We start from the raw sequence: 17,904 nt of genomic DNA, 5'->3' as shown, positions 1-17,904 counted from the left end.
CCCTCAGTGCTTGAGGATCTTGGAGAGGAAGTCCCTGGCCCGTTCGCTCTCCGGGGCGGTGAAGAAGTCGTCCGGCGTGCGGTCCTCGACGATGCGGCCGTCCGCCATGAACACGACGCGGTTGGCGGCGGAGCGTGCGAAGCCCATCTCGTGGGTGACGACGACCATGGTCATGCCCTCGCGGGCGAGCTGCCGCATGACCTCCAGCACCTCGTTGATCATCTCGGGGTCGAGGGCCGAGGTCGGCTCGTCGAAGAGCATGACCTTGGGGTCCATGGCCAGCGCCCGGGCGATGGCGACGCGCTGCTGCTGACCGCCGGAGAGCTGGGCGGGCAGCTTGTCGGCCTGTGACGCGAGCCCGACGCGGTCGAGCAGTCGCAGGGAACGCCGGTCCGCGTCCTCCTTCTTGCGCCCGCGGACCTTGATCTGGGCGAGCGAGACGTTGGCCAGCACCGTCCGGTGCGCGAAGAGGTTGAAGGACTGGAAGACCATGCCCACCTCGGCGCGGAGCCGGGCGAGCCCCCGGCCCTCCTCGGGCAGCGGCCGGCCGTCGATCAGGATCCGGCCCGACTCGATCGTCTCCAGTCGGTTGACGGTGCGGCAGAGCGTCGACTTGCCCGAACCGGAGGGGCCGATGACCACGACCACTTCCCCGCGGCTGACCGTGAGGTCGATGTCCTGGAGGACGTGCGACTGCCCGTAGTACTTGTTGACGCCCCGCAGTTCGATCAACGAATCGACGGCCATGCGCTGCCCCACCCACTCTCGGCTGTGTCGAGGTCAGCGCAAGCTATCCAGCGGCCCGGGGCACTTCGCGCCCGACACGCGTCAGCGGGGATAAGCCGTATTTACTGCTCCTCGGCATGCCCCCACCGCACGGCCCCGCCTCAGCGCGAGGCACCATCGGCGCGAGGCCGCCTTCGAAGCGAGCCCAGGCCGTGCCTCATCGCTCCGCCGCCTCCGCGTACACCTGGGAGAGCTCGGGCGCGCCGGTGCCCGCCCATTCGACGCCCGCCTCGACCACCTCGATCTCCCTCCCGGAGGCCAGTCGCACCACCGGATGGCCGCTCGGCCAGACGTGCCAGGCGGCGCCCGGGACGGTACGGACGATCACCGTGCCGAGGTAGAGGCCCGCGTCGTTGCCCAGCCATGGCAGTTCCTCGGGGTCGTCCCGCCAGCGCGGAGGCAGCTGGTCGAGCGCCGCCAGCGAGGCCGGGGAGTCGTCCAGGACGAGTCCGTCCTGCCCGGCCCTCGCCCGGAGCAGCTCGCACTCGGACAGCAGCGCGGCCACGCCGGCCGGCTCGCCGCCCGCCGAGTCCGCACGCGGTGCTCCGGTGCCGGCCCCGTGCCGGTCGCGCCGGCCGCGGAAGAAGGAGATGTTCATGGCCGCCCTTTCGATGGCCGACGCGTCCGAACGGCGCCGGGTCACGCCTGGCGCCGGGTCCGGCGCTCCGCCGTAACCAGCCTGTCCCCGCTCGTGGCAGGGAAGACGCGCCCAACGAGGGACGCGTTCCCCTGCCCGCGACTTTTCGCCCGATTGGTCATACTTTATAAGGAGTAGGGCGTACTGTCCGAGACGTCCGGAGCGAGCGGCGCGTGGACGTATAGGCGTTCTGGTCACGGGTAGACGGCGGAACAGCGCAATCCGCAGGGCCCCTGCCCGGACGTGGTCCTGCCGGCCTCGACCAAGGGGAATCTCATGAACGACAACGACTTCTACACCCGGGACAGGCCGGAGCACGCGCGGCTCCCGGAGGACCGGCCCCGCGGCGGGACGGGCGGGCAGCCGGCGGCGCACCGGGGGACGTGGACGATCGTCCTGATCATTCTGGCCATCATCGTCGTGGCCGCCTTCGGGATCATGTTCTTCCCCTGAGCGACGCGGTGGCACGGCGGCGCGGGCGTGCGCCGACGGCCGGGACCGCTTCAGCGCCCGCCCGTCACCCTGTGCGGCGGGCGCCCCGGACATCCAGGGCCCGCCCGTCCCCGCGGGGGCGTGTCAGCCTCGTGCGACGCGCGCCGGACGGGGACCCGGCCGTTCGCGCAAGAGCGTGCCAGATGTCCCGGGCATCTCAGACGTCGAGATCCACGACCACCGGAGCGTGGTCCGAGGCGCCCTTGCCCTTGCGTTCCTCGCGGTCCACATAGCTGTCCTTGACAGCCGCCTCGAAGGGCCCGTTCCCGTACACCAGGTCGATGCGCATGCCCTTGTTCTTGGGGAAGCCGAGTTCGCGGTAGTCCCAGTAGGTGTACGGATGGTCGTACTTGAGCGGCCGGGGCACCACGTCGGACAGGCCGCCCTCGCGCAGGGCGGCGAGTTCCGCCCGCTCGCCCGGGGTGACGTGTGTGGCTCCCTCGAAGCGGGAGAGGTCCCACACGTCCTCGTCGGTCGGCGCGACGTTGAAGTCCCCGAGGACGGCGAACGGCCGGGCGCCCGCGGAGTCCGTGGCGACGGCCGCGCGCAGCGCCTGGAGCCAGCGCAGCTTGTACGCGTAGTGATCATGACCGACCTCGCGGCCGTTGGGCACGTAGACCGACCAGAGGCGGACCGGTCCGCAGGTGGCGGAGACGGCCCGGGGCTCTTGGACGCCCTCGTAGTCCGGGCCGTCCGGCAGGCCCTTGACGACGTCCTCCAGGCCGATCCGGGACAGCAGCGCCACCCCGTTCCACCTGCCGGTCGCGTTGACCGCGCTCTCGTAGCCCAGCTCCCGGAGGCGGTCGACGGGGAACTGCTCCTCGGTGCACTTGGCCTCCTGGAGGCAGAGCACATCGGGGGCGCTGCTCTCCAGCCAGGCCAGCAGCCGGGGCAGCCGGGCGGTGATCGAGTTGACGTTCCAGGTGGCGATGCGCATGAAAACAGCCTATCGGCGGGGTACGACAGTCACGGCACGACCGTCACACGGGGTCACGGGCGGTCCCTCACAGGTCCTCACGGCTCCTCACAGGTCGACGGAACCGCCCGGGGCGAGCCGGTGGTGCTCCGCACCGCTCAGATTGCCGAGGTGGGTGTCGTAGACGGGCCGGGCGAGTTCCGTGAGCAGGGCGTCGTGGACGTCGTACGTACGCACGGGCTTGACCTCGCGCACGTACTCGATCACCTCGGAGATCTTGCTCCAGGGCGCCTGGAGGGGCAGCAAGAGGGTCTCCACCGGGTGGCCGGGGACGGTCAGCGCGTCGCCCGGGTGGAACAGCGAGCCGTCCACCAGGTAACCCACGTTGGTGACGCGCGGCAGGTCGGGGTGGATCACGGCGTGCAGTTGTCCGTAAACCCGGACGTCGAAGCCGGCCGCCGAGAACGTGTCCCCCTCGCCGACCGTGTGGACCCGCCCGGGGTAGGCGGCGGAGACCCGCTCGGCGACGCTGCGCAGCGTCCACAGCTCGGCGCCCGGACGGGCGTCGAGACCGGCCCGCAGCCGGCCCTCGTCGAAGTGGTCCGGATGCTCGTGCGTGATGAGGATGGCGTCCGCGCCGTCCGTGGCGTCCTCCTCCGTGAAGGCGCCGGGGTCGATGACGAGCGTGCGCCCGTCCTTCTCGAGCCGGACACAGGCATGCGTCTTCTTGGTGAACCGCACCGCTGACCACTCTTCCGTTCCTGTGCGTCGTTCGCTGCGCGCGGGGCGTACGGGACGAGGCGCGCCCCGTCCCCCTCCTCCCGGCTTTCCCCTCGCCATCCTGCTACGCGTCGGGCGTGGTCTCCTCCCGGATCACCGCGCCCGCGACCTTGAACGCCGCGTTGGCGGCGGGGACGCCGCAGTAGATCGCAGCGTGGAGCAGCACTTCCTTGATCTCGTCCGGGGTGAGCCCGTTGCGCAGGGCGGCGCGGGTGTGGAACGCCAGCTCGTCCAGGTGACCGCCGGAGACCAGCGCGGTGAGGGTCACGGCGCTGCGCGTACGGCGGTCCAGGCCGTCCCGCGTCCAGACCTCGCCCCAGGCGTAGCGGGTGATGAACTCCTGGAAGTCCCCGCCGAACCCGTCCGCCGCCGCGGTGGCCGCGGCGCGGTCCACGTGGGCGTCCCCGAGGACCTCCCTGCGGACCCGCATCCCCGCGTCGTACGGGTCGGGCCGCCCCGCGGGGACGGCCGCGGGCTGCTCCGGGGCGGGGGCTATCTCGGCGACCGGGCCGACCGCGGCGGAGGCCGCCGGCCCGGTCGGCCGGTCGGGCATCACGGTGAGCCCGGTAGTGGTGTCGGACGGGTTGTACCAGGCGGTGGAGAAGTGGTGGACGAGCAGGTCGGTGACCGCCGCCGGCTGCTCGACGGGGGCCAGGTGGGAGGCCCCGGGGACCAGCGCCAGCCGGGCGTCCCGTATCCCGGCGACCAGCGTACGGGCCTCGGCCGGTCCGGTGACCTGGTCCTCGGCGCCGACCAGCACCAGCGTGGGCACCCCGATCCGGCCCAGCTCCGCCCTGATGTCGAAGGCGGCGAGCGCCTCGCACGCGGCGATGTAGCAGCCGGGATCGGTCGTACGGACCATCTGGACGGCCCATTCGACGATGGCCGGCTGAGCGGCGGCGAAACCGGGGGTGAACCAGCGCTCGGGTGCGGTGCGGGCCATCGGGTCCAGGCCGTTGGCCCGGACGATCACGCCCCGCTGCCGGAACTCGTCGGCCGTACCGAACCGGGGCGAGGCTGCCACCAGCGCGAGCGAGGCGATCCGGTCGGGTCTGCGCAGTGCCAGTTCCGCGCCGATGGCACCGGCGATGGAGCACCCGACGTATCCGAATCGCTGCACCCCGAGCCCGTCGAGCGTGGCCAGCAGCCGCTCCGCCAGCTCCGGGACGCTGGTGGCGGCATGGGCGGGCGCGCCCCCGTGACCTGGCAGGTCGAACCGGAGGACCCGCCACTGGCGGGCCAGCTCGGGGACCTGCCGGTCCCACATGTGCCATGTGGTACCGAGTGAGGGACCCAGGACCAGGACCGGAGCCTGTTCCGGCCCGTCGAAGCGGTATTGCAGGGTGCGCGTCGGTGTCTCACTCACCCGCCAGACCCTCTCATCTGTCACGAGTTCTCACATAGCCGGGGTGGACCTAGTACTGCAACGGTGTTTACCATGACGCTTGTCGGGTTCGCTCGTTGGTCCGTTCACGGGTGGGGCGATATCCGAGGTTGATGCTCATCGCTGGTCGGACGGGTGGGCGGGATTGCACGAGCGGTTTGCTCGCGGGTTCGCACGGAGTGAGTCGCGGGAGTCGACTCTCGTGTCCATGCGGGGCCTGCTGGCGCCGTTGGAGCGCGAAAACGGCTGGACGGTGGCTGAGGAGGCCGGCCATTGCGGACCGGACCGGATCCAGCGGCTGTTGAACCGGATCGGCTGGGACGCCGACGGGGTGCGCGAGTACGTCGTCGAGCACCTGGCCGACCCGGGAGGCGTCCTGATCGTGGACGACACCGGCTTCCTGAAGAAGGGCGTGCGCTCGGCCGGCGTCCGGCGGCGGTACTCCGGTACTGCGGGCCGGATGGAGAACTGCCAGGTCGGAGTCTTCCTCGCGTACTCGGGCGAGCGAGGCCGGACCTTGATCGACCGGGCGCTCTGCCTGCCGGAGTCCTGGAGACGGACGACCGCGAGCGCTGCCGGGAGGCGGGGATCGGCGACGAGGTCGAGTCCGCCACGTAGGTCCGGCTCGCGAGGGCGATGGTCCGCCGCGCGGTCGACGACGGGATCCGTTCCACTGGGTGACCGCGGACGCGGGCTACGGCTACGGCAAAGGCCGGCGCCACGAGTTGGAGCAGGCCGACGTCTTCCACGTCGTGGCCACGACCCGACACGACACCCTCGTCACCCGGCAGGCCCTGGACCGCCCACTCCATGAGCTGGTCGCGGATCTGCCCCGGCAGAAATGGAAGCGCCGCTCGTGCGGCGAGGGCGCCCACGGTTTGTGGTGCCATCCGTTCTCGGGGTCGTGTCTCGTGTGGAGGCCGGCCACCATGGGCTTCAGCCCTTGGCTGTCGTGGGTGTTGGCGGCGGAGACGCCGACGACCAGGGGCGGTCCGTTCGCGTCCGACAGGACGTCTTGCCCCGGTCCACGGGGCTCGGGCCTGTGAGGTCGCCCCCTTTTTTCGCCCTCACGTGGGCGGGGTCGAGGACCACCCGGGAGAGGTCGAGCAGGCCGCACTCGTCGATCCTGTCGATGACGGCCTCGTGGAGCCGGCCGAGTCGCTTGGCACATGGCGGCTCCGCCCGGTCGCAGATCCTGGCTGCCGGGTTCGATCGGATCGGCGTCGGGGCCGTGCCAGGCGGTGACGACCTTCCAGCCGGCCGCTGCCGACTCGGCGGCGAACTGGTCAGCCAGCCGGGTCCTGCCCTGCCCGGCCGGCCCGTACAACCACCGGGCAGCCAGTCGTGGTGCGCTGTCCCGCCACTGGAGGAGGCGGGACAGATCGTCTTCCCGTCCGGCTCCCGTCCCGCTCACAACGAACGCCTCGTCCGGGACGGGGCGGTCTCGGCGGCCTGCGGGCCCCCGCGGGCGGACGTGTGCGACGCGTGCTCGTATCGGGTCGCTCCTACCACTCGGCCAAGGAGCCGTCGGCGTGGCGCCATATCGGGTTGCGCCATCGTTGACCGGCCTCGGCCGCCTCGCGTACGGCGTTTTCGTCGATCTCGATGCCCAGGCCGGGGCCGGTCGGTCGGGCGATGTGGCTGTCGGCGAAGTCGAAGACGCTGGTGTCGAGGAGGTAGTCCAACAGGTCGTGGTCGGCGTTGTAGTGGATGCCGAGGCTCGTTTCCTGTATGAGGGCATTGGGTGTGGCGAAGTCGATCTGCAAGGAGGCGGCGAAAGCGATCGGCCCGAGCGGGCAGTGCGGGGCCAGGGTGACGCCGTACGCCTCGGCCATCGCGGCGATTCTGCGGACCTCCGAGATGCCGCCCGCGTGTGACAGGTCGGGTTGGACGACGGCGACGCCGGATCCGAGAACCTCGCGGAAGTCCCAGCGTGAGTACAGCCGTTCGCCAGTGGCGATCGGGACGACCGTGGAGCCGCAGACGCGCGCGAAGTCGCCGGTCAGCTCGGGCACGATCGGCTCCTCGACGAAGAGCGGGTGCAGCGGCTCCAGCAGACGACAGGCCTCGCGGGCCAGGGCGGGGGAAACGCGCCCGTGGAAGTCGACGGCGATGTCGGCCGCGTCGCCGATGGCCTCTCGCACGGCGGCGACGCGGCCCACCAGCATGTCGAGTTCGGCCTTGGACTCCAGGGCGCGAACTCTGCCGGTGCCGTTCATCTTGACAGCGTCGAATCCCTGCTCCATGCGCTCGCGGGCGTGCTCGGCGACCCGGTCCGGCTCGTCGCCTGCGATCCAGGAGTAGGTCCGCATGCGGTCGCGCACCGCGCCGCCGAGCAACTCGTGGACGGGCACGCCGAGGGCCTTGCCCTTGATGTCCCACAGTGCTTGGTCGATGCCGGCCACCGCGCTGGACAGGATCGGGCCGCCGCGGTAGAAGCCGCCTTTGGTGAGCACCTGCCAGTGGTCCTCGATCCGGTACGGGTCCTCGCCGATGAGGTAGTCCGAGAGCTCTTCGACGGCGGCCGCGACGGTGGCCGAGCGGCCTTCGACCACCGGTTCGCCCCAGCCGGTGATCCCCTCGTCGGTACGGATGGCCAGGAACAGCCAGCGTGGTGCGACGGAGAAGGTCTCCAGTGCCGTGATCCTCATCGTTGTGCCTTTCGGTCGAGGTCCTCGATCAGCTTGGGAAGCCGCTCGAACTGGGCGGGGTCGGCCAGGGCCGAGCCGAGCGAGACGGCGGCGGCTCCGGCGTCCAGGAACTCCAGGGTGTTCCGCAGGCCCATGCCTCCGGTCGCCACGAAGCGAGCCTCGGGGAACGGGCCGGACATCGAGGTGATCCAGCCGGACCCGAGATCGGCGGCGGGGAAGGCTTTGAGCCAGGTCAGGCCGAGCGCTCGGGCCTGCTGGATCTCGGTGGCGGTCGCCACGCCCGGCAGATGCGGCAGGCCCGCGGCGAGCGAAGCCTCCGCGATCTCGCGGGAGAACCCGGGGGCGACGGTGAAGCGTGCACCGGCCGCCACGGCTCGCTCCAGGCGGTCGAGGGTGGTCACCGTGCCGGCGCCCACCGCGGCGCCGTGCTCCTCGCCGGCTGCCACCGCCACCTCCAGCGCCGCTACCGCGGCATCGCTCTGGACGGGCACTTCGACGAGCCGGATGCCGACTTCCCAGGCCCGCCGGCTCACCTCCACCGTGCGTCGCGGGTCGAGACCGCGCAGAATCGCCATGAGGGGGATGTTCTCGAACGCCTCCTGGAACAGCCGGTCGTGTGCGGTGGTGTGGTTCGTCACCACTGGGTCCATGGTCATTGGGTCCAGCCAAGTGCTCGGGAGATGGTGTGGGCGGTGGTCCGGATCGTCGGCAGCAGCTCTTGCAGCCGGGCGAGGTCGACCTGCGCTTTCAGCGCCGTGACGGACAGGGCGGTGCGCACCGCGCCCGTGCCGTCCCGGACCGGGACGGCGACGCAGTTGACGAAGGGCTCGTACTCTCCGTCGTCCGTCGCCCAGCCGCGTCCGCGGATCTCGCGCAGCTGGGCGGCGAAGTCGTCGGCGGTCGTCACCGTCGCGTCGGTGAACCGCTCGTAGGCGTAGCCGTCCAGGACGTGGGCGCGCTCCTCCGCGGGCATGTAGGCCAGGAGCACCTTGCCGACGCCGGAGGTGTGCAGCACGACCGGTTTGCCGATCTGCGAGTACAGCCGTACTCCACTCTGCGGGTCGACCTTGTCGACGTAGAAGACGCGGCCGTCCTCGACGGTGGCGATGTGCACGGTGAGGCGGAGCTTGCGGCCCAGCTCCAGCAGGTGCGAGTGGGCGATGGTCCGCAGATCGAACTGTTCGAGTGCGGACTGCGCCAGGCCGGCCAGCCGGTAGCCGACGGCGAACGAGCCGTCCTCCCGCTTGCGGGCGAGACCGCCCTGGCACAGGTCCCGCAACAGGCGCAGCGCCGTGGTCCGGTGGACGTCCAGGCTCGCGGCGACGTCTGTCGGATGCCGGGGGCTCTCGCTGATCAGCTCCAGGACACGGATGGCTCGTTCCACGGTCTGGCTCATCCGGCGGCTCCTGTCGTACGCAGGACGGAGGCGTCCGCGTGGTCCCCGACCACGCCCAGGGCGAAAGCGGCCAACCGGTGACCGAACCGCAGCCGGTCGGCCGGCTCGGCGCCGCGCAGCCAGGCGGAGAGGTAACCGGCCGCGAAGGCGTCCCCGGCACCGACGGGTTCGACCACCTCGACCGGGTTCGCGGGGGCGAAGACGGCCGGGCCGTCCCGGGGCGGGAAGTGCGTGGCGCCGATGTCCGCGTCCTTCACCACGAGACGCACCCCGGGCCCGACCAGCTCTCGCACCTGCTCGGCGGTCCCGGTTCCCCAGACGTGCCGAGCCTCGTCCAGGCCGACGAAGACGATGTCCGCCTGGCGTGCCAGGGTGAGCAGCGGCCCGGCGGCTTGCCGCGTACTCCACAGTGCGGCCCGGTAGTTGACGTCGAACGAGCAGCGCGCCCCGGCCGCACGCGCGCGTTCGAACAAGGCTGTCGATGTCGCGGCACAGCCGTCCGACAGGGCGGGCGTCACCCCGGACAGGTGCACCAGGCGCGCCGTGGACAACGGGAGGCGGTCGAGATAGGCGGGGGTCATCCTGGAGGCGGCCGAGCCGGTCCGGTAGTAGTGCACCCGGGTGCCCTCCGGGCCGGGGTCCTTGAAGTACACACCGGTCGGTGCCGAGCGGTCCCGCTCGACGTGGCCGACGTCGACGCCTGAGCGCGCGATCGCGGCCAGCACCCGCTCCCCCAGTGGGTCGGTGCCCACTCGGCTCGCCCACGCGGTGCGGTGGCCGAGGTCGGAAAGGTACTGCGCGACGGTCGACTCGGCTCCGGCGACCCCGAGGGCCGCACCGCGTGCGGTGGCGAGACGCTCGCCCCGCGCGGGAGCCACCAGGACCATCGCCTCTCCGACACACAGCACTTCTGGCTCTGTCACTTCTTCTCACACCTCTGTGTACTCGTTGCCGGCCGGTGCGCTGCCGTCCCCGGCGCCGCTCCTGAGCGCCTTGCGGCGCACGGCGCGGGGCGCGGTCTCCGGGAGCAGCAGCACCGACACGGCGGTGACGATTCCGGAGAGGGCCATGTATCCGGCCAGCAGCCAGGGGCTTCCGCCGCCCGCGTGTACCAGCAGGGTGGCGATGAACGGCGCCGTGCCGGAGAAGAGCACGGCGGTGGCTTCGCGGGCCAGGACCAGACCGGTGTAGCGGACTTCGGTGGGCAGCAGCTCGGAGAAGAACGAGCCCGCCGGTCCGAAGATCATCGAATTGAGCATGACGGCGAATCCGAGGACCACGGCCATCACGATCAGTGGCGTCGACTTCGTGCCCACCAGGAGCCAGAACGGTCCGGCGAACACGGCGATGGCCAGACCGCCTGCGATCATCAGCGGGCGCCGGCCGATCCGGTCGCACAGCCAGCCGCAGAGCGGCACACCGAGGATGGAGACGGCGGAGGCGACGGTGATGGCGATGACGGCCACGTTGCTCGGCAGCCCGAGCTCCTGGGTGGCGTAGGCGGGCAGGTAGCCCTGGATCGAGTACGAGGCGATGGCGGTGGCACAGCCGGCGCCGATCATGAGCAGAATCCGCCGGCCGTGGTGGCGGACCGCCTTCACCAGAGGAGCCTTCTCCGTCCTTCCCTCGGCCACGGCGTCCTGGAAGCTCTCGCTCTCCTCGGAGACGTACCGCAGGACGACGCCGCCGATCACCACGAGCACCGAGGCAAGGTAGGGCAGCCGCCATCCCCAGCTGAGGAACTGCTCCTCGGGCAGCGAGGCGACGACCGCCATGGATCCGGACGCGCACACCACGCCCAGGAACTCGCCGGCGCCGGGCAGCGACGCGTAAAGGCCCCGGTTGCCCGGCTTGGCGCTCTCGGTGGTCCACACATAGGCCCCGCCGAGTTCGGCGCCGACACCGAGTCCCTGCAGAATCCGGCAGGCGACAAGCAGCGCGGGTGCCCACACGCCTATCTGCTCGTAGGTCGGCAGCACGCCGATGGCCAGGGTGCCGAAGCCCATCATCAGCAGTGTCACCATCAGCACCGGTTTGCGTCCCCAGCGGTCGCCGAAGTGGGCCAGGATCAGCCCGCCGACGGGACGTGCGGCGAAACCGACGGCGAAGGTGGCGAACGAGGCGAGAGTGGCGACGAATTCGGACTCACCCGAGAAGTAGATCTTGTTGAACACCAGCGCCGCGGAGGTGCTGAACAGGAAGAAGTCGTACCACTCCAGGACGGATCCCACCACGGCGGCCATGGCGTTGCGGCGCCGTGTCCGGCGCTGGGGATCCTGGTCGACGTCGACTCCCTCGACCACGGGGTTGTCCGGCATGCGTGCTCCTTTGCACGGCAGTTGTCCTGCCGAAGTGTTTCGGCGCAGTCAACCCGCCGCGGAGCAAAACACACACTGATTGTGCACATGTTGCACCACACTGCCCACGGCTCGCGGCGCGGACGGCCCGCCTGCGCCTCACCGGCGGCAGGACCTCCCACCGGATTCCGCTACAGAGCACCAACAACACGCCCGGCGGCGTCCCGCGGTCATCGGTCCGCTCGCGCCCGCCCCGACGCAGACCTACGGACGACGCCCGCGGGGACCGTCCGGGCCCCGGGCGTCAGGGGGTGGTCGTGGAGACGACGTACACGCGCGGGAAGCCGGGGTCGGTCAGATCGACGACGACGTCCTGGCTGGGCCGCGGGTCCTGCTGGACATGGCGGACGCCCGCCCAGTGGTGACCCGGCAGATCGAAGTTCCAGCCCACGGTGCGCCGGTCGCGGGGGGTGATGGTGACGGAGCCGTCCTCGAGCGCCGACCGGCTCGTCCCCAGCTCGCTCAGGAAGCCGTCCAGCCGCGCGGAGGTCACGTCGAACTGCACGTACAGCCGACTGGTCTTCCAGTTGCTCGTCTCGAAGTACCGCACACGGGTGGCCCCGTGGGGAATCGGCACCTCGAAGACGCGCTGCTTCATCCTGGACGGGCGCGTCGGCCGCAGACCGGTGGCCGAGGACTCGACCTGCTTGTCCCGGCCGCTGTCCCGGCTCTGCTCCGCGGAGATCACCAGGTAGCCGGCCGGGATGCCGATGAGCAGGACGATGACGATCGCCGTCAGCCAGCGGCGTCGATTGCGGTGGCGGCGGTCCTCGGGGGGCCTGCCGCCGCCCGCGGCCGGCGGGCCGTCTCCGGTCGGCGGCTGCCCGTCGGCCGGCGGAACCTGGTCGGCGGCCGACGGGGTGGGGGCCACGGCGGCGGGGGTACGGTCCACGGTCATGACGGCGGCCCCTGGGTCGAGCGGGCGGTACGGATGGCCTGCGCGTAGCGCTCGTACCGTTCGTGGCGCTCCACGCGGCGGCGATTGGCGCGGCGGAAGCGGCGGGCCACCAGACGGGCGAGATCGGCGGCGCCGACCATGCCGGCCTCGGGACCGAGCTGCGCCTTGACGATCCTCGCCTCGGGGCGGTAGCCACGGCCGGTGAGATGGCGGCGGAACGCGTCCCGGGCGGGCCCGATCAGCAGGTCGTCCGCCGCGCTCACGCCACCGCCGATGACGAAGCAGGACGGGTCGAGGGCGGCGGCGAGATTGGCGATGCCGACGCCGAGCCACTGTCCGATGTCCTGGAACAGCTCGATGCACATGGCGTCGCCCTCGCGGGCGAGCTCGGTGATCAGCGGGCCCGTGATCTCGTGGACGTTGCCCTTGACGCGGTCGATGATGTTGTACGCCACCGGCGAGTCGGCGGCGGCCAGCTCCCTGGCCTCCCGTACGAGGGCGTTGCCGGAGCTGTACTGCTCCCAGCAGCCGCGGTTGCCGCAAGGGCAGCGGTGGCCGCCGGGCACGACCTGCATATGGCCGAACTCCCCGGCGACCCCGAACTTGCCGCGCTTGACCTGGCCGTCCTCCAGGATGGCACCGCCGATGCCGGTGCCCAGCGTGATCATGACGAGGTGGTCCTCGCCCCGGCCCGCGCCGAAGCGCCATTCGGCCCAGGCGGCGGTGTTGGCGTCGTTGTCGACCATCACGGGCACCGCGAGCCGCGCGGAGAGCGCGTCGCGCAGGGGCTCGTCGCGCCAGGCGAGATGCGGTGCGAAGAGCACCTTGGACCGGTCGGCGTCGACCCAGCCCGCCGCGCCGATGCCGACCGCGTGCACGTCATGGCGGTCGGAGAGGTCCAGCACCAGCTCCACGATGGTGTCCTCGACGACCCGTGGGCTCTTGGACTTGTCCGGCGTCTCCGTGCGGACCTTCTCCAGGATGATCCCGTCGGGGTCGACGACCCCGGCCATCACCTTCGTACCGCCGATGTCGATGCCGACGGTCGGGACGCGGGGCGCGGTGAGCAGGGAGCGGCGCTCCCTGGCGCCGACGGTACGCAGCACGGTGGCGCGGGCTGCGCCGCGGTGGGCGGCGGCGAAGTCACGGTAGGTGCTCATCGGGTCCACCCCCCGGCGTCGGCCGCCGGTGCGCCGCCCCGGACGGCGGGCCGGACGCGCCGGGGCCCGCCCCGGGGGCGGACGGCGCTGCTTCTGACACACGGCCTGGGTACTCGCACGAGTGGTGTCGTCCCTGCGGGGTCGGGGGCCGGCTGGCCCGGGCGGGCACCGGCGGCGGACGGCGCCCGCCGTCGCAGATTGTGCCATCCGCCCCGGGCGTGGGCGTCGAGCGGCCCGAACAGTGCCCGGGGGCTGTGCCGGGCACCAGCGCCCGGCACGGGCCGTACGGCGGCGTCAGGCGGGTCGCACGGGCTTCCCGGACGCCTCGCCCGCTGCCGTCCCGCCCGGTGCCGTCACGTCCGGTTCCGGTCCCGTCGCCCGTTCCAGTTCGTGGCTCAGTTCCTCCAGCTCCGAGCCGCCCGCCATCTGGCGCGTCAGCTCGTCCAGCGTGATCGAGTCCTTCGTATGACTGCCCGCCATCACGCCTCGCTTGAGCAGTACGAAACGGTCCCCGACCAGATACGCGTGGTGCGGGTTGTGGGTGATCAGCACCACGCCCAGGCCCGCGTCCCGCGCGGCCGCCACGTATTTGAGCACCACCCCGGACTGCTTCACGCCCAGAGCCGCGGTCGGCTCGTCCAGGACCAGCACCTTCGCGCCGAAGTGGACGGCGCGGGCGATCGCCACGCACTGCCGCTCCCCGCCGGACAGGGTCCCGATCGGCTGGTCGACGTCGCGCAGGTCGATGCCCATGCGCAGCAGCGCCGCGCGCGTGGTCTCGCGCATCAGGGTCACGTCGAGCCGCTTGAAGGGGCCGCGTCCCTTCGTCGGCTCCGAGCCGAGGAAGAAGTTGCGCCACACCGGCATCAGCGGAACGACGGCCAGGTCCTGGTAGACCGTGGCGATGCCGCGGTCCAGCGCCTCGCGCGGCGAGCCGAGGGTTGTCGTGACCCCGTCGATCAGCAGGTCGCCCGCGTCATGCCGGTGCAGCCCCGCGATGATCTTGATCAGGGTGGACTTGCCGGCGCCGTTGTCCCCGAGCACACAGCTGATCTCGCCGGCGTGGACCTCCAGCGAGACGCCCTCCAGGGCGCGGATGTTGCCGTAGAACTTGGCCACGCCGTCGAGCTCGACCAGAGCCGTCCCGACGGTCCCGCCAGTCCCGGCCGCCCCGTCAGTCCCGGCCGTCTCAGCTGTCCCAGCCGTCATCGTGAAGCCTCCGCGCGCTTGCGTACCCAGGCGTTGAGCAGGGTGGCCAGCAGGAGCATCGCGCCCAGGAAGAACTGGAACCAGTCCGGGTTCCACTCCGCGTACACGATGCCCTTGTCGGTCATGCCGAAGATGAACGCGCCGACCGCGGACCCCACGGCCGAGCCGTAGCCGCCCGTGATCAGGCAGCCGCCGATGACGGCCGCGACGATGTACTTCAGCTCGTTGCCGACACCCTCCCCGGACTGGACGACGTCGAACGAGAACAGCAGGTGCTGCCCCGCCACCCAGGCGCACAGGGCCACGCCCATGTAGAGCCCGATCTTCGTCCCCCGGACCGGGACGCCCACGGCGCGCGCCGCGTCCGCGTTGCCGCCGACCGCGAAGATCCAGTTGCCGTAGCGGGTACGGAGCAGGATCCAGCTCGCCAGCGCCACCAGCGCCGCCCACCACAGGATGGTGACCTTCAGGTCGACGCCCCCGATGGTCAGGGACGAGGCGAAGAGCTTCCGCGCGGCGGGGAAGCCCTCCATGTCGCCGATGGTCTTCGTGGAGACCGTGCCGCTGATCAGCTTCGTCAGGCCCAGGTTGAGGCCGGTCAGCATCAGGAACGTGCCCAGCGTGATGATGAAGCTCGGCAGCCTCGTCCGCGTCAGCATGATCCCGTTGAACGCCCCGAGGCCCAGCGTGGCCAGGAGCGACACCAGGACCCCGACCCAGACGTTCGCCGTCATCTGGAAGCTGAACATCGAGGAGATCAGCGCCGAGCTGGTCACCATCACGCCGGCCGACAGGTCGAACTCCCCGCCGATCATCAGCAGCGCCACCGGCACCGCCATGATCCCGAGGATGGACGCCGCGTACAGCACCGTCCCGATGCTGGACGGCCGCAGGAAGGAGTCCGCGGCGAAGGAGAAGAAGAGGAAGACGGCCACGGCGCCGACGACCGCGCCCAGCTCGGGCCGGCCGAGCAGCCGGCGCAGGGGCGAGACACGGAGCAGCCGCTCGTCGCCACCGCCCGCCGTCGCCCGCGGCCCCTCCGGCGCGCCCTGCGCCGGTGACGCGGTCGCCGTCATCGCGTCCCCCGCTTCGTGTACTCCTCCAGCGCCGCGGCGTCCTTCCGCGTGATGACCTGCGGTCCGGTCAGCACCGGCCGGCCGCCGCCCAGCACATCGCCGTTGTACCGGTAGAGCCACAGCAGGTCGACCGCCTCGTACCCCTGGAGGTACGGCTGCTGGTCGACGGCGAAGCCCAGCGTGCCGGACTTCAGCTCGGCGGCGACCTTGGCGTTGAGGTCGAAGGTGTCGATCTCGGCCTTGCTGCCCGCCGTCTTCTTGGCCTGTACGGCGGCGTCCGCGAAGGGCGCCCCCAGGGTGACGACGGCGTCGATACCCGGGTCGGCCTGGAGCTTCGCCTCGATGGACGCCCGGACACCGGGCATGTTGGTGCCCTCGACGTACAGGTTCTGCAGCGTCCCGTCGAAGGTCTTCTTCGCCCCGCCGCAGCGCTGCTCGTGGCCGACGTTGCCCTGCTCGTGGATGACGCAGAGCACCTTCTTCCTGCCCCGCTCGCTCAGCTCCTCGCCGACGGCCTCGCCCGCGATGGACTCGTCCTGGCCTATGTGGCTGAGCGCGCCGAACGCCTTGGACTGCTCGGTGCCGGAGTTCACGGTGATCACCGGGATCCCGGCCTTGACGGCCTTGGCGACCACGCCCTTCATGGCATCGGGCTTGGCGAGGGTGACGATCAGCCCGTCGACCCCCTTGTCGATGTACGACTGCACGAGCTGGGCCTGCTGCTGGCCCTCGTCGCTGTGCGCGTAGAGAAAGTTGATGTTGTCCTTGACGGCGGCCTGCTTGGCGCCGCTCTGGACAATGTCCCAGAACGTGTCGCCGTCTCCCGAGTGGGTGACCATGGCCACCGTCCACTTGGGGGTGTCGACGGCGGACCGTCCCTCGGCGGCGGCCTGCTTGGCCCGATCCTCGGCGCGCTTGCCGCCGGTGCTGCTGCACCCCGCGAGTGCGGACACCCCGAGTGCCGCCGCGAGCACGGCGCATACCGCGCGTACCCCTGTCCGAACCCTTGCCACGACGCCGTGCCCTTCTCGCTGGTGCTCCTCGGTGCGGCCGGAACGCGTTCCCCGCCGACCCGGCCGCCCAAGTATGGTTCATCGCGGTTCGGCGTCCGGTCATCGGGTACCTGGGCACCGGACTTCGGATACCGGGGGCATCGAACGAGTCCGGGCGCGGGCCCGTCCGCGCGGGCCGGTCCGGGCCGGTCCCGCCCGCCCGTCCGCGGCCCCGCACCGCTCCCGAGGAGTTCTAGCGAGGGCGGCACCGCCCGTCAAGGGATGTGTCCGAACCTCCTCAAGGGCGGACGAGCAGCTGGAATTCGAAGGTGTAGCGCGAGGCGCGGTACGTGTGCGAGCCGAACTCCACGGCCCGGCCGGTGTCGTCGAACGTCGTCCGCTCCATCGTCAGCAGCGGTGCCCCGGCCGGCTCGGCCAGCCGCTCGGCCTCCGCGGCGGTCGCCGCCCGGGCGCCGACCCGCTGCCGGGCGCTGTGCAGGGTGATGCCCGCGGACCGCATGACCCGGTACAGGCCGGTCGCCTCCAGCCGTTCGGTGTCGCACGCGAAGAGGCCCGCGGGCAGGTGGTTGCGCAGATACGCCATCGGCTCGTCGTGCGCGTACCGCAGCCGCTCCACGAACACCACCTCCGTGCCCTCGCTCACCCCGAGCGCCGCCGCGACCTCGGCGGGCGCGGGCACCAGCGTGTTGCGCAGCACCCGGGTGGTGGGCCGCTGACCGGCGGCCTCCAGGTCGTCGAAGAGGCTGCTCAGCTCCAGCGGTCTGCGCACCTGGCTGTGCAGGACCTGGGTGCCGACCCCGCGACGCCTCACCAGCAGCCCCTTGTCGACGAGGGACTGGATGGCCTGCCGGACGGTGGGGCGGGACAGCCCGAGCCGGCCCGCCAGGTCGATCTCGTTGCCGAGCAGGCTGCCCGGGGCCAGCCGGCCCTGTTCGATGGCCGCCTCCAGCTGCTGCGCGAGCTGGAAGTAGAGCGGGACGGGGCTGGTGCGGTCCACGGTGAGCGGGAGGGACGCGTGCGGTTCCGGGGCGGGGCCGTCCTGTCCGGTGTGCGTTGATCTCGGCTGATGGGACACGGGGCGAGCGTAGTCGCCCGGCATGTTGACCGGAAGTCGAGAAGTCCGGTTGTCAGGACAAACGCTTGACACCG

17 protein-coding genes and 2 pseudogenes are annotated in these 17,904 nt (G+C 71.5%); 2 read left to right on the top strand and 17 right to left on the bottom strand.

Annotated features, from left to right (window positions below):
• Window positions 1-3: 3 nt before the first annotated feature.
• Both ACU6P3_RS28290 and ACU6P3_RS28285 read right to left on the bottom strand, forming a co-directional pair.
• Entirely contained in the window at window positions 4-747 is a 744-nt protein-coding gene (locus ACU6P3_RS28290) for an amino acid ABC transporter ATP-binding protein (protein WP_030752024.1), read from the bottom strand.
• A gap of 196 nt (window positions 748-943) precedes the next feature.
• Window positions 944-1,384 carry a DUF6278 family protein gene (locus ACU6P3_RS28285; RefSeq protein ID WP_447194695.1) on the bottom strand — a complete coding sequence of 147 codons (441 nt, stop codon included), beginning with the start codon at window positions 1,382-1,384 and terminating at the stop codon, window positions 944-946.
• Window positions 1,385-1,699: 315 nt separating this feature from the next.
• Between ACU6P3_RS28285 and ACU6P3_RS28280 the strand changes: the two genes are divergently transcribed.
• Window positions 1,700-1,876: a hypothetical protein gene (locus tag ACU6P3_RS28280; RefSeq protein WP_447194694.1), complete on the top strand. Its 177-nt coding sequence runs from the start codon at window positions 1,700-1,702 to the stop codon at window positions 1,874-1,876.
• A 196-nt stretch (window positions 1,877-2,072) separates the two neighbouring features.
• Here the strand turns inward: ACU6P3_RS28280 and ACU6P3_RS28275 are convergent, their stop codons facing one another.
• From ACU6P3_RS28275 to pcaDC, 3 genes are all read right to left on the bottom strand, one after another.
• Entirely contained in the window at window positions 2,073-2,852 is a 780-nt protein-coding gene (locus ACU6P3_RS28275; protein WP_447194693.1) for an exodeoxyribonuclease III, read from the bottom strand.
• An 87-nt stretch (window positions 2,853-2,939) separates the two neighbouring features.
• A complete protein-coding gene (locus tag ACU6P3_RS28270) occupies window positions 2,940-3,572 on the bottom strand; it encodes an MBL fold metallo-hydrolase (protein WP_447194692.1) in 633 nt (210 codons plus the stop codon).
• A 103-nt stretch (window positions 3,573-3,675) separates the two neighbouring features.
• Window positions 3,676-4,977, bottom strand: coding sequence for a bifunctional 3-oxoadipate enol-lactonase/4-carboxymuconolactone decarboxylase PcaDC (pcaDC, locus tag ACU6P3_RS28265; protein WP_447194691.1), 1,302 nt, complete (start codon window positions 4,975-4,977; stop codon window positions 3,676-3,678).
• 118 nt (window positions 4,978-5,095) lie between these two features.
• Here pcaDC and ACU6P3_RS28260 point away from each other — a divergent pair.
• Window positions 5,096-5,873: pseudogene (locus ACU6P3_RS28260) on the top strand (IS701 family transposase); the annotation flags it as partial.
• Here ACU6P3_RS28260 and ACU6P3_RS28255 read toward each other — a convergent pair.
• The 12 genes and pseudogenes from ACU6P3_RS28255 to ACU6P3_RS28200 form a co-directional block, all read right to left on the bottom strand.
• Window positions 5,870-6,273, bottom strand: a pseudogene (locus ACU6P3_RS28255) (IS5/IS1182 family transposase); the annotation flags it as partial. The pseudogenes ACU6P3_RS28260 and ACU6P3_RS28255 sit on opposite strands and share 4 nt — an antisense overlap.
• A 227-nt stretch (window positions 6,274-6,500) precedes the next feature.
• Entirely contained in the window at window positions 6,501-7,646 is a 1,146-nt protein-coding gene (gene dgoD, locus ACU6P3_RS28250; RefSeq protein ID WP_447194690.1) for a galactonate dehydratase, read from the bottom strand.
• Window positions 7,643-8,302 (bottom strand): bifunctional 4-hydroxy-2-oxoglutarate aldolase/2-dehydro-3-deoxy-phosphogluconate aldolase, encoded by a 660-nt coding sequence (locus tag ACU6P3_RS28245; protein WP_447194689.1) that lies wholly within the window; start codon window positions 8,300-8,302, stop codon window positions 7,643-7,645. The genes dgoD and ACU6P3_RS28245 overlap by 4 nt, the downstream gene beginning before the upstream one ends.
• The gene (locus ACU6P3_RS28240) at window positions 8,299-9,042 is read right to left on the bottom strand and encodes an IclR family transcriptional regulator (protein WP_447194688.1); all 744 of its coding nucleotides are present in this window, start codon (window positions 9,040-9,042) and stop codon (window positions 8,299-8,301) included. Before ACU6P3_RS28240 ends, ACU6P3_RS28245 begins: the two co-directional genes overlap by 4 nt.
• Entirely contained in the window at window positions 9,039-9,965 is a 927-nt protein-coding gene (locus tag ACU6P3_RS28235) for a sugar kinase (protein ID WP_447194687.1), read from the bottom strand. Before ACU6P3_RS28235 ends, ACU6P3_RS28240 begins: the two co-directional genes overlap by 4 nt.
• Before the next feature lie 6 nt (window positions 9,966-9,971).
• Window positions 9,972-11,360, bottom strand: a complete 1,389-nt coding sequence (locus tag ACU6P3_RS28230) for an MFS transporter (RefSeq protein WP_447194686.1) — start codon at window positions 11,358-11,360, stop codon at window positions 9,972-9,974.
• Window positions 11,361-11,643: 283 nt separating this feature from the next.
• Entirely contained in the window at window positions 11,644-12,297 is a 654-nt protein-coding gene (locus ACU6P3_RS28225) for a hypothetical protein (protein WP_447194685.1), read from the bottom strand.
• On the bottom strand, window positions 12,294-13,457 hold the full coding sequence (locus ACU6P3_RS28220) for an ROK family glucokinase (RefSeq protein WP_030752056.1): 1,164 nt from the start codon (window positions 13,455-13,457) through the stop codon (window positions 12,294-12,296). The genes ACU6P3_RS28225 and ACU6P3_RS28220 overlap by 4 nt, the downstream gene beginning before the upstream one ends.
• A 294-nt stretch (window positions 13,458-13,751) precedes the next feature.
• Window positions 13,752-14,666 (bottom strand): ATP-binding cassette domain-containing protein, encoded by a 915-nt coding sequence (locus ACU6P3_RS28215; RefSeq protein WP_447194684.1) that lies wholly within the window; start codon window positions 14,664-14,666, stop codon window positions 13,752-13,754.
• Window positions 14,663-15,742, bottom strand: a complete 1,080-nt coding sequence (locus ACU6P3_RS28210; protein ID WP_447194683.1) for an ABC transporter permease — start codon at window positions 15,740-15,742, stop codon at window positions 14,663-14,665. Before ACU6P3_RS28210 ends, ACU6P3_RS28215 begins: the two co-directional genes overlap by 4 nt.
• Window positions 15,739-16,755, bottom strand: a complete 1,017-nt coding sequence (locus tag ACU6P3_RS28205; RefSeq protein ID WP_030752065.1) for a sugar ABC transporter substrate-binding protein — start codon at window positions 16,753-16,755, stop codon at window positions 15,739-15,741. Before ACU6P3_RS28205 ends, ACU6P3_RS28210 begins: the two co-directional genes overlap by 4 nt.
• Window positions 16,756-17,032: 277 nt before the next feature.
• Window positions 17,033-17,854 (bottom strand): GntR family transcriptional regulator, encoded by an 822-nt coding sequence (locus ACU6P3_RS28200; RefSeq protein ID WP_447194682.1) that lies wholly within the window; start codon window positions 17,852-17,854, stop codon window positions 17,033-17,035.
• Window positions 17,855-17,904: the final 50 nt, after the last annotated feature.

Source organism: Streptomyces hebeiensis (assembly GCF_052983195.1).
This window is presented reverse-complemented; position numbering and strand designations above follow the sequence as displayed.